Origin of the sequence: Streptomyces adustus (genome assembly GCF_009377175.1) — a bacterium.
In the GTDB taxonomy this organism is placed as follows: Bacteria; Actinomycetota; Actinomycetes; order Streptomycetales; family Streptomycetaceae; genus Streptomyces; species Streptomyces adustus.
The window spans coordinates 1-10,562 of the sequence record NZ_VJZD01000300.1 but is presented as its reverse complement, the minus strand read 5'-3'; the positions used below and the strand labels follow the sequence as shown (position 1 = coordinate 10,562).

11 protein-coding genes are annotated in these 10,562 nt (G+C 72.5%); 4 read left to right on the top strand and 7 right to left on the bottom strand.

What is annotated here, in order from left to right; translation table 11 throughout:
• Positions 1-20 precede the first annotated feature (20 nt).
• Complete coding sequence (locus FNH09_RS40795) at positions 21-1,214, bottom strand: FUSC family protein (protein WP_152894918.1); 1,194 nt, start codon at positions 1,212-1,214, stop codon at positions 21-23.
• Between the two features lie 118 nt (positions 1,215-1,332).
• Between FNH09_RS40795 and FNH09_RS40790 the strand changes: the two genes are divergently transcribed.
• Positions 1,333-1,797: a maleylpyruvate isomerase N-terminal domain-containing protein gene (locus FNH09_RS40790; RefSeq protein WP_152894917.1), complete on the top strand. Its 465-nt coding sequence runs from the start codon at positions 1,333-1,335 to the stop codon at positions 1,795-1,797.
• Between the two features lie 20 nt (positions 1,798-1,817).
• On the opposite strand, the gene FNH09_RS40785 is transcribed toward FNH09_RS40790, so the two are convergent.
• Entirely contained in the window at positions 1,818-2,312 is a 495-nt protein-coding gene (locus FNH09_RS40785) for an FBP domain-containing protein (protein WP_152894916.1), read from the bottom strand.
• 284 nt (positions 2,313-2,596) lie between these two features.
• Here FNH09_RS40785 and FNH09_RS40780 point away from each other — a divergent pair, with 284 nt between their 5' ends.
• The gene (locus FNH09_RS40780; protein ID WP_152894915.1) at positions 2,597-3,889 is read left to right on the top strand and encodes an ROK family protein; all 1,293 of its coding nucleotides are present in this window, start codon (positions 2,597-2,599) and stop codon (positions 3,887-3,889) included.
• A 16-nt stretch (positions 3,890-3,905) separates the two neighbouring features.
• Here FNH09_RS40780 and FNH09_RS40775 read toward each other — a convergent pair whose 3' ends face one another.
• The 3 genes from FNH09_RS40775 to FNH09_RS40765 all read right to left on the bottom strand — a co-directional run bounded on the left by FNH09_RS40775 (position 3,906) and on the right by FNH09_RS40765 (position 7,345).
• The gene (locus FNH09_RS40775) at positions 3,906-4,940 is read right to left on the bottom strand and encodes an NAD-dependent epimerase/dehydratase family protein (RefSeq protein WP_162469839.1); all 1,035 of its coding nucleotides are present in this window, start codon (positions 4,938-4,940) and stop codon (positions 3,906-3,908) included.
• Between the two features lie 89 nt (positions 4,941-5,029).
• Positions 5,030-5,992, bottom strand: coding sequence for an SDR family NAD(P)-dependent oxidoreductase (locus FNH09_RS40770; RefSeq protein ID WP_152894914.1), 963 nt, complete (start codon positions 5,990-5,992; stop codon positions 5,030-5,032).
• 315 nt (positions 5,993-6,307) lie between these two features.
• A complete protein-coding gene (locus tag FNH09_RS40765) occupies positions 6,308-7,345 on the bottom strand; it encodes a PHP domain-containing protein (RefSeq protein WP_162469838.1) in 1,038 nt (345 codons plus the stop codon).
• Positions 7,346-7,481: 136 nt separating this feature from the next.
• Here FNH09_RS40765 and FNH09_RS40760 point away from each other — a divergent pair, with 136 nt between their 5' ends.
• Entirely contained in the window at positions 7,482-7,730 is a 249-nt protein-coding gene (locus FNH09_RS40760; protein ID WP_152894912.1) for a hypothetical protein, read from the top strand.
• 58 nt (positions 7,731-7,788) lie between these two features.
• On the opposite strand, the gene FNH09_RS40755 is transcribed toward FNH09_RS40760, so the two are convergent.
• Both FNH09_RS40755 and FNH09_RS40750 read right to left on the bottom strand, forming a co-directional pair.
• Positions 7,789-8,295 (bottom strand): VanZ family protein, encoded by a 507-nt coding sequence (locus FNH09_RS40755; protein WP_238427395.1) that lies wholly within the window; start codon positions 8,293-8,295, stop codon positions 7,789-7,791.
• A 401-nt stretch (positions 8,296-8,696) separates the two neighbouring features.
• On the bottom strand, positions 8,697-9,359 hold the full coding sequence (locus FNH09_RS40750) for a DUF4230 domain-containing protein (RefSeq protein WP_152894911.1): 663 nt from the start codon (positions 9,357-9,359) through the stop codon (positions 8,697-8,699).
• 234 nt (positions 9,360-9,593) lie between these two features.
• Between FNH09_RS40750 and FNH09_RS40745 the strand changes: the two genes are divergently transcribed.
• Positions 9,594-10,562: ribose-phosphate diphosphokinase (locus FNH09_RS40745; RefSeq protein WP_162469837.1), on the top strand; the 969-nt coding region annotated here is incomplete at its 3' end.

Genomic DNA, 10,562 nt, shown 5'->3' with positions numbered 1-10,562 from the left:
CGCCCGACCGCCCGACCGGGCTACGCGCGCAGCCGGGCCACCCACGACAGTCGCGCGTGCTGCCGGCGTGCGCAGCGGTCCAGCTCCTCCATCAGCCGGCGCGAGCGGTGCTCGGTGTCCAGCTCGTCGATGATGCGGGTCGTCTCGGTCAGCACCGCACCGAACAGCTGCCACTGCCGGGCGTCGCGCTGGATCTCCTCCAGCAGCAGCCGGGACAGCTTGTCCCGGGTGGTCGCCGCCTGCTGCAACGCGGCGGCGAGCCGGTCCTCGGCCGACTCGGCGTTGGCGCTCACATGGCTGGTGACCAGGACCGCGAAACTGACCACGGCGTCGGCGACCTCGGACAGCAGCTGTTCCACGACGTCCCCTGTCCCGGGCGGGAACAGCGGCTCGGACTCGCGCTCCTTGGCGAGGTCGGTCAGCGTACGGGTGATCACCCGCAGCACGACGGTGCAGATCTCCAGGGTGTCCAGCCCGGTGCGCAGCACGATGCGGTGCAGCAGGCCCTCCTGCACCCGCGGATTGAGCCGCAGACTGTCCTCGGCCTGCCGCAGGTCGGCGTCCACCTGGGCGATGTCGTGGTCGAGCCTGCGTGCCTCGTGCAGCCGGGCCGTCGCGTTCTCGACGGGCGTGTGCCCGGCGGCCTCGTCGCCGACCCGCAGCATCAGCTGACGTACCCGGCGTGCCAGTTCCACGATCGACTCGCCCGCCTCGTCCACCCACACCGGCGGGGCGAGCAGCAGGTTGCAGCCGAGCCCGACGACCGCGCCGATCAGCGTCTCCAGGACCCGGGCCCACGCCGTGTTGCCGACCGCGGTGACACCGAGCACCAGCATGGCGCTGATCGCCACCTCGGGCACGAACTCGTCGACCCGCACCAGATGCCCGACGGCCAGCGACGCCACGATGACCAGCGCGAGGCTCCACCAGGTCAGCCCCACCAGGAGGCTGAAGGCGATGGCGACCAGGACACCGGCCACCACGGAGTTCACCCGGCGGATCCCGGTGGTGAGGGTGGAGTACAGGGTGACCTGGACGACCAGCAGCGCGGTCAGCGGGGCCGTCAGGGGCGCGGGCTCCGGACTGAGGTGCAGGGCGATGACGTAGGCGATCGTCGCCGCGGCGGTCGACCGCAGCGCCTGGACGACGACGGGGTCCCGGTGGCGCCTCACCAGCCGTCCGAGGGACTCTTTCCACTCCTGTGCAACGCGCATCTCTTGGCCTGTTCCCCATCCCAGGACCGCTCGAACGTCCCGATCGAGGACCGCGGATGTCCGCAAGGGCCCATAGATTCGTTCTCACCAGCCGGAACACGACCCGAGGGGCAGGGGCATGACGGAGTTCCACGGCGTCCAGGTGCTCACCCTCGCGCACGACTACCTGCGGGAAGTGGTCGCCGCGGTGCCGGAGGGGGCCCGGGCCGCACCGACCCCGTGTTCCGCGTGGTCGGTACGGCAGGTCCTCGACCACGCGCGCATCGACCAGCAGGCCCACGGCCTCGTCCTGACCGGCGGCCGACCGGACAGCGACCCCTTTCCGGCCGAAGGACTCCCTCGCCGGGGACCCGGTGGCGGAACTCGACAGGGTGCTGGTCGCGGTCGCGACCGGCCAGAACCGGCCACTTCCGGATGGCCTCGCCGAGGAGGTCCGGCCCCGGCGGACCGTCTCGTGAACCACCTGCGCGATGCCTACCAGGTGTTCGCGCCCGCCAAGGAGATCCACGAGGACCACACGGCGGCCGAGGCACTGCCGGCCTTCCTGGGGCGCGACCCGCGCTGGGCGCCGTCGGCCGGGTGAGCGCGCCGGTGCCGGAGGGCTCAGACGTCCAGCTTGTCGAGGAACGCGGACAGATTGCCCGTCGTACGGGCGATCTGCTCCTCCTCCGTCAGGCTCTCCTCGAAACGCGAACCGGAGTCGAGCGACTTCTTGCCGCGTACGTAGAGGGAACACGCGAGGTCGGTGCACATGTACAGGCCGACCGAGTTCCCCTCGCGGCCCGCGGCCCCCGCCTTGCGCGCGGTCATCAGCGAGACGCCGCCACCGCGGTGGGTCGTCAGACAGAGCGAGCACATGCTGCGGTGCAGGATGCCGCGCTGCGAGGACGGGAAGCGCAGCGTCACCCCGACGAGCCGTCCCGCCCGCTCGGTGACCAGGTAGCTGCGGTCGGGTGCGCCAGGGTCTCGCCAGCCCAGGAAGTCGAGGTCGGCCCAGGGGCGCCGGTCGAGATCCCGGGGCACGGACAACCGCTTGGCCTCGCCCTTCGAACAGTTGACGAAGGACTCGCGGATCTCCGGCTCGGTGAGCGATCTCATGGGGGTGGCCTCCTGGTACGGCGGGTGCGGCGCGGCTTCCCGGGGGTGCCGACACTCCCGGACGCCGGTAAACCTAGGGGTACTAGGTTTTGGTCAAGGGTAAGCAGTGTCCGAGGGGGACGCCAACGGATTTCATGAGCGAGAAGGGGTGGCGTCGCTTAGCTCGTTACGTGAATTAAGGGTCATAGGAAGTGCGCCGGGCAAGCTTGCGGCGGTATGTTGCAGGTCGGGCAGGGTGCCGGACCCGTTCCGACGGGTTCCGGGCAGGGTTCGGGAGGAACCACATGGCGGGGCGGAACGGGCGCACGGTGCGCGATCTCAGGCGGGCCAACCGCACGGTCGTGCTGCAACGGCTTTACTTCGACGGCCCGTTGAGCCGCTTCGAGCTGGGCCCGGTCACCGGCCTGAGCTCAGGCTCGGTCAGCAACGTGGTCTCCGACCTGGTCGCGGACGGCCTGCTGGAGGAGGCAGGCAGCGTCGACTCCGACGGCGGCCGCCCCCGTACCCTGCTGCGCGTCGCGCCCGGCAGCGGTCACATGATCGGCGTCGACGTCGGCGAGACCCGGGTACGCATCGAGCTGTTCGACCTGACCCTCACCGAACTCGCCCGCGCGGAACGCCCGCTGGAACACCAGCGGTACGAGGTCGAGGTGATCGTCGGGCACATCCGCGACGGCATCGCCGAGGTGCTCGCCACCGCGGGCATCCCGCCCGAGCGGCTGCTCGGCGTCGGCATCGGCGTGCCCGGCATCGTCGAGCACACCGCCGACCGCGGGGCCGTCGTGCACGGGCAGACCATCGGCTGGCCCGCGGTCCCGCTGGAGGCGCTGCTGCGCGCCGGGATCGAGCTCCCCGAGAGCGTGCCGTACTTCATCGACAACGGCGCCAAGACGCTCGGCCAGGCCGAGATGTGGTTCGGCGGCGGCCGCGGCGCCCACAACGCCGTCGTCGTCCTCTTCGGCTCCGGCGTCGGGGCCTGCCTCGTCACCGCCGACGTGGAACACGGCCGGGCCGTGGAGTGGGGCCATCTGACGGTACGGGTCAGAGGGCGCCGCTGCCGCTGCGGCGCCCTCGGCTGCCTGGAGGCGTACGCGGGCGCCGAGTCGCTGCTCCAGCGGTGGAGCGAGGCGGGCGGACAGCCGCCGCAGGGCGCCGACGAGGAGACGGCGCTGACCGCGATGCTGGCCGCCGCCTACCCCGTCGACGGCGTCGGCACGGCCGACCCGGTCGCCCTCGCCGTCCTGGAGGAGACCGCCGAGTACCTGGGCGCGGGCCTGTCCGACCTGATCAACCTCTTCCAGCCCGAACGCATCCTCATCGGCGGCTGGGCCGGCCTCCAGCTCGGCGCCCGCTTCCTGCCCTCGGTCCGCCGGCACGCCACCGCGTACGCCCTGCGGCATCCCGCGGAGAAGGTCACCGTGGAGCTCGGCAGGCTCGGGCCCGACGCGGTCACCGTCGGCGCGGCGATCCTGCCGCTCGCCGACTTCTTCTCCCGCGGCGGCCGCCGTCCGGAACCCGAGCCGGAGGGACCGGCCCCGGCCTGGCGCACGGCCCTCCAGGAGCGGGCCCCGCACTGACGGCCCGGTGCGCCGCTCACCCCGCCCTGCGCCACCACGCGGACTCGGGCTCGGTCTCCGTCTCCTCCTCGCGGCGCAGGCCGAGCAGGAACTCCTCCAGCACCTCCGTCGCGGTGTGCTGCGGGTACCAGCCCAGCTCGGTGTGCGCCCGCGTGCAGTCCATCAGGGGCAGCCGCAGGACCGCGTCGAACAGCTGGGGCGAGGCGGGCAGCAGCCGCAGGCCCCAGGCGGCGGCGACCGCGGTGCGGGCCGCGGTGCGCGGGAGCCGTACCGGACGGGCGCCGAACATCGCGCTGAGCAGTTCCGTGTCGACCGGGGGTTCGGCCGCCAGGTTGAAGGGCCCGTGGACCTGGCGGTGCACCGCCAGCCGGTACGCCTGGGCCGCGTCGTCCGGGTGCAGGACCTGCACCCGCAGCCCGCGGACCTCCGGCAGGAACGGCAGCAGGTCGGGCCGGGGCGGCGGACCGGGCAGCAGTCGCCCGCCGGGGGCGCGGCGCGGTGCGCGGGCCGGTTCGCGCCGGACGAGGAAGGCGGGCCGCATCCGTACCACCCGGACCTCGGGATGCTCCCGCTCGAACGTGTCCAGCACCCGCTCCAGATAGGCCTTCTCCCGGCAGTACGCGGCGCCGGGCCAGCCGTGCGTCGGCCACGACTCGTCCGCCGTGTGGCCCTTCGGCCCCGGGGAGTAGGCCCCCACGGACGACCCGTGCACCAGCGTCGGCACCCCCGCCGCGGCGACCGCCTGGAACACCCGGATGCTGCCCAGCACATTGGTGCGCCAGGTCACCGCGGGATCGTGCGTCGGCCGGAACGTCCAGGCCAGATGGACCACGGCGGCCGCCCCCTCGAACTCCTTCACCGGATGGGGCCGCTCGGCGGACAGGTCGACCGCGGCCCAGTCCGTCTTCGGCGGCGACCAGTCGGGGAGCCGACGGGCCAGGCCCAGTACCGTGCCCACCTCCGGATCCTCGGACAGCAGCCGCACCAAGCTCGTACCGACATGGCCGGTGGCGCCCGTGACGACCACCCTCCGACCCGGTTCGCTGCACACCTCGGTCTCCTCCCTGTGGGTGGGGTGGAGCTGCCCGAGTACCCGGTCCGCGCGGACCCGCACCTGTGCCGGCGACCGGCGGACGAGGCTCAGCCGGAGAAGGCGTCGACCCCCGTGAGTTCGGCCGACAGGGTCCACAGCCGGGTGGCCTGGGCGGGATCGGTCGCCCAGTCCTTCACCCCGTTCGGCTCGCCGCCCTCCACGGCGGGCTCGGCGACGTCGCAGTCCTCCAGGTACAGGCCGCCCAGGCCGTCCAGCAGCGGCGAGGTCGCGGCCCACACCTGGGTCGCCGCACCCTGCTCGGGGGTCTTGAAACCCTTCGGGTTCAGCAGGTTGCCCTCGGCGTCGATCCAGCCGCGCTCGATCATCTCCTCCTTGGGGAGGTGCCGCTGGAGCGGGGTGATGATGCCGCCGGGGTGCAGCGAGAAGGCCCGTACGCCCGCGTCCCGGCCCAGTCGGTCCAGCTCCACCGCGAACAGCACGTTCGCCGTCTTGGCCTGTCCGTACGCCTCCCACTTGTCGTAGCCGTGGCGCCAGTGGACGTCGTCCCAGCGCATGCCGGAGAAGTGGTGGGCGCGCGAGGAGACGGAGACGACGCGGGCGCCGCCCGCCGCGATCGCCGGCCACAACCGGTTGACCAGGGCGAAGTGCCCGAGGTGGTTGGTGGCGAACTGGGCCTCCCAGCCGGGTCCGACCCGGGTCTCCGGGCAGGCCATGATCCCGGCGTTGTCGATGACGAGGTCCACGGTCCGGCCGGAGGCGAGGAACCGTTCGGCGAAGCCGCGCACACTCTCCAGGTCGCCGAGGTCCAGCTCGTCGAGCTCGACGCCGTCGATCCCGGCGAGCGCCTCCCGGGCGGTGTCCGGGCGACGGGCCGGGACGACCACGTGGGCGCCCGCCTTCGTCAGGGCCCGGGTGGTCTCGAGGCCGAGGCCCGAGTAGCCGCCGGTGACGACGGCGAGCCTGCCGGTGAGGTCGACGCCCTGGAGGACGTCGTCGGCGGTGCTCTCGGCGCCGAAGCCCGAGCCGATCTTGTGCTGTGCGGAGGTCATGCCACGAACGCTACGGATTCGAGTGCTCTCGAAGTCAAGCGAGCACGGTCGGGGGGGGCGTCCGGACGGCGAAGAGCCCCGACCGGACGGGGGAATCACGGTCGGGGCGGCACAAGGTGGGAACGAAGGGCGGTCGCCTCGCGGCGAGGGCTCCCCGGGGCTTCAGCCGAACGATCGTCCCCGGGGGCGAAGGGGTGAGGCCCGGGGACACTGTTCCCTTCGCTCCCACGGTTGGTTCAACGGGCAATCACCGGCTGCTGTTCCCCGTCCGGCCGCCGCTCGTGGTGATCCGTGTCACCCCGGGCGGGACACGGATCACCAGGACGCCGGCGTGGGGACCCGGCCGTCCCGGGTCCAGGCCAGCAGTTCGTCCGCGGACCAGGTGGTCACCACACGTTCCGCGGGCACCCCGCACTGCTCGGCCCGCGCGCAGCCGAGCGCCTGCCAGTCCAGCTGGCCCGGCGCGTGGGCGTCGGTGTCGACGGCGAACAGCACTCCCGCCGCCACGGCCCGGCGCAGCAGCCGTTCGGGCGGGTCGAGCCGTTCCGGACGGCTGTTGATCTCCACGGCCGTACCTGCCTCGGCGCACGCGGCGAACACCTCGTCCGCGTCGAACTCCGACTCCGGCCGGGTCCGTCCGGCCACCAGGCGTCCCGTGCAGTGCCCCAGGATGTCGGCGTGCGGATCGCGTACGGCGGCCACCATGCGCCGGGTCATCGACCGGGCGTCCATACGGAGCTTGGAGTGGACGGACACCACGACCACGTCGAGCCGCTCCAGCAGGTCCGGCTCCTGGTCGAGGGTGCCGTCGTCGAGGATGTCGCACTCGATGCCGGTCAGCAGCCGGAACGGGGCCCAGGTCTCGTTGAGCTCCGCGACCGCGTCCAGTTGCTCGCGCAGCCGTTCGGCCGACAGGCCGCGGGCCACCGTCAGCCTGGGGGAGTGGTCGGTGAGCGCCGCCCACTCGTGCCCGAGCGCGGCCGCGGTCCGGCCCATCTCGTCGATCGGGCTGCCGCCGTCCGACCAGTCGGAGTGCAGATGGCAGTCCCCGCGCAGCAGTGACCGCAGCCGCTCACCGCCCTCGGCGAGCGGGCCCGCGCTCCCGGTGTCCTCCAGGTTCGCCAGATAGCCGGGCACCTGCCCGTCCAGTGCCTCGGCCGCCACCCGGGCGGTCTTCGGTCCCACGCCCTTGAGTCCCGCCAGCGTCCCGGCCGCCGCCCGCTCGCGCAGCTCCGCCTCGGGCAGCTCCCGCAGCACGCGCGCCGCGGTGCGGAAGGCACGGACGCGGTACGTCGGTGCCGCGGACCGTTCCAGCAGGAAGGCGATCCGCTCCAGGGCCCGTACCGGCTCCATCGCCACCTCCTGGATCCAGGGTTGCCCAGCCGGCGCCGGGCCGCACCGCGGTTCACCGCCGGGGCGGTGAACCCGATGGGCCCGACGGGTGACACGCGTCACCCGCGACCGCCGGTTGCGATTTAGGCTCGAAGACATGACCGAAGTCGCGTGCCCTCACATCGGCAGTCCGCGGATCATGGTGCTCGGCGTCCAGCCGGGGGACCCGCCGTTTCGCATCGTGGAGATCGACGGCGAGGTGGTCGGTGAGGCGAAGACCGTCACCGACGTCCTCGCGGCAGCGGCCGCGTCCGGCATCGTCGTCCACGACCTGGACGATCCGGACGTGATCCGATGGGTCGGCGGGGACAAGTTCACCTGGAAGCTGCACTGGGGCCGCACCTGAGTGCCACGGTCGGCGGGACGGCCGGGCGGTGGCCGCCCCGCTGTCCCCCGGACATCCGCTAGCGCGACCGCCTGCGGGCGTGTACCGCCCGGCTCAGCCGTCGGCCGAGAAGCAGGTAACCCACCAGCGCCCCCGTGGTGTTGAGGATGACGTCGTCGATGTCGAAGGCCCGTCCGGTGATCAGGGCGCCCTGCGCGAACTCCACCAGCAGCATCACGGTCGCGGTCAGCAGCAGCACCCGCAGCAAACCGCGGGCCTGCGGGGCCACGACCGGCACCAGGATCCCGAACGGCACCCCGAGCAGCACGTTCCCGCCGATCTGCTTGACCGCGTCACGCAGCGCGGGCTGGTCCAGGTAGGCCTTGAGGGAGCTGCCCGGATGGAGGTTCGTGTGCGTGAGCGCCACCGAGGCGGGCGACGGTTCGAGGGTGAGCTTGGCCAGCACGACGGCGAACGCCACCATGAACACGAAGGCGCACAGCATCGCCAGAACCCGCAGCGGGAGGGGCAGCGGACGGCGCTCGTCCCGGGCCGGCCGTGCCGTGGCCCTGCCCTTGGCCTTCAGGGCCGCCCTCGCCCTGGCGGCGAAGCTCGGCCTCGGGGCGGCTTTCGCCTTCGTGCCGGCTTTCGCCTTCGCCCCGGCCCTCGGTTTGGCCCCCGCCTTCGGTTTCGCCGTGGCCTTCGGCTTGGCCCCGGTCTTCGGTTTCGCCCCGGCCTTTGCCGCCCTGGAGCGGAAGCCGGGCAGCCTGCTGGTCCAGGCGGACGGCTCGGGTCCGGCGGCTGCCGGATCGGTTCGGGGGGTGCGCGATCGTGAGGCGGTACGCGGCCTGGAGGCTGCGCGGGCCATGAGTTCCTCCATGCTTCAACTTTCCGACGTTGTAGGGGGGTTACCCGCCATCACAGGGTCGATGTCGGGCCCGGCCGGACATCTGGAGAGTCCGGTGGCGCGGTGGCGCGGACGGTCGGTCAGCTCCGGTACGTGATGTGCACCTCCTTGAAGCCGAGGGAACTCAGCAGTCCTTGGAGCATGTCCGTGGTGTTGGTCTCGGCCCGTGCCGTCAGCCCGCTGTCCTTGGCGGCTTCGCCGATGTGCCGGACCGCCAGTTTCTGTACGGCCTGTTCGCTGTTCGGGTTGTCCGAGAAGAGGTCGCCGAGCCGGTCGAGGAGACCGCGCTGCTTGGAGACGGCGTAGGAACGGTCGGGGTCGAGGGCCGGCTTGCCTAGCCGGGCGTGCGGCAGCCGGAGGGTGGCGGACGTGCGGTCGGCGTCGACCGTCACGTCGTTCCCGCCCAGCCTGCCGAGGTCGACGTACGCGTCGACGGTGCCCGCCCCGACGTACAGGGTGCGGCTGCCGTGCAGTACGTCGGGCAGGTACTTGGCGTCCTTCTCCAGGTCCACGACGACCTGGAAGTTGCCGGAGGCGGCGTCGTAACGGCTCATGTCCTGGATGGACTTGAGGAGCGCGGGACCCGAGCGGTCCTGGGTCTCGGTGCCGAACAGGTCCCGCAGTCCCGGCAGTACGGCCAGCCGGACGCCGGCGAACAGCACGACGAGCACCAGCACGAAGGCGGTGAGCACCTTCGCCCAGCCCGGCATGCGCCGGGGGATGCGCCTGATCGAAGAGGTCATGTCGGCGGTCCTCCTTCCTACTGGCCGGATGCCCGCCAATCGCGATGCCAGACAGCCCGGTTGGCTGATCGACTCCGTTCGTCGGTCGGCCGGTGGTCCCGCCAGGGGACGGCGCGCCGTCGGCTCGCGGCCGGGTCGCCGCTCGGGGAGCATGGGGATCAGGCCCGATACGACCGGCCCCACGTGAGTCGACCCCAGGTGACCAGGGCGACCTGGTCAGGCGAGGAGCGGATCGTGCGAGACATCGCCGTCTTCACCGGCAGCGCCCACCCCGAGCTGGCCTCGGAGCTCTGTGCCCATCTCGGCGTGCCGCTCAGGCCCACCCGGGTGAGCAGGTTCGCCAACGACTGCCTGGAGGTCCAGCTCCAGGCGAACTGCCGGGAGCGGGACGTCTTCCTGCTCCAGCCGCTGGTCCGGCCGGTCCAGGAGCACCTGGTCGAACTGCTGCTGATGTGCGACGCGGCCCGCGGGGCCTCGGCCGGCCGGATCACGGTCGTCATGCCGCACTACTCCTACGCCCGCTCGGACAAGAAGGACGCGCCCCGTATCTCCATGGGCGGGCGCCTGGTCGCGGACCTGATGGTGGCCGCGGGCGCCCGCCGGGTGCTCACCATGGCCCTGCACGCGCCCCAGGTGCACGGCTTCTTCTCGGTCCCGGTCGACCATCTGCACGCCCACCGCGAACTGGCCGCGCACTTCCGCCGGTACGACCTGACGAGCACCACCGTCGTCTCGCCCGACCTGGGCAACGCCAAGGAGGCCGCGGCCTTCGCCCGGCTGATCGGCGCCCAGGTGGCCGCGGGGGCCAAGCAGCGCTACGCGGACGACCGGGTGAGCATCAGCGCGGTGATCGGCGATGTCACCGGACGGGACGTCATCGTGCTCGACGACGAGATCGCCAAGGGCAGTACGGTGCTCGAACTCCTGGAGAGATTGCGGGAGCTGGGGCCGCGCAGCATTCGGGTGGCGTGTACGCACGGGCTGTTCGCGGCGGGGGCGCTCAAACGGCTCAGCGAGCAGCCCGACGTGCTGGAGATCGTGTGCACCAACACCGTTCCGGTGCCGGCCGAGGAGCACACCGACAAGCTGCGGATCCTCTCCATCGCCCCGGCGCTCGCGGAGGCCGTGCGCCGGATCCACAACGGGGAGTCCGTCAGCGCCCTGTTCGACGCGCCGCGGGGCGAGCCGACGGGAGGGGACGGC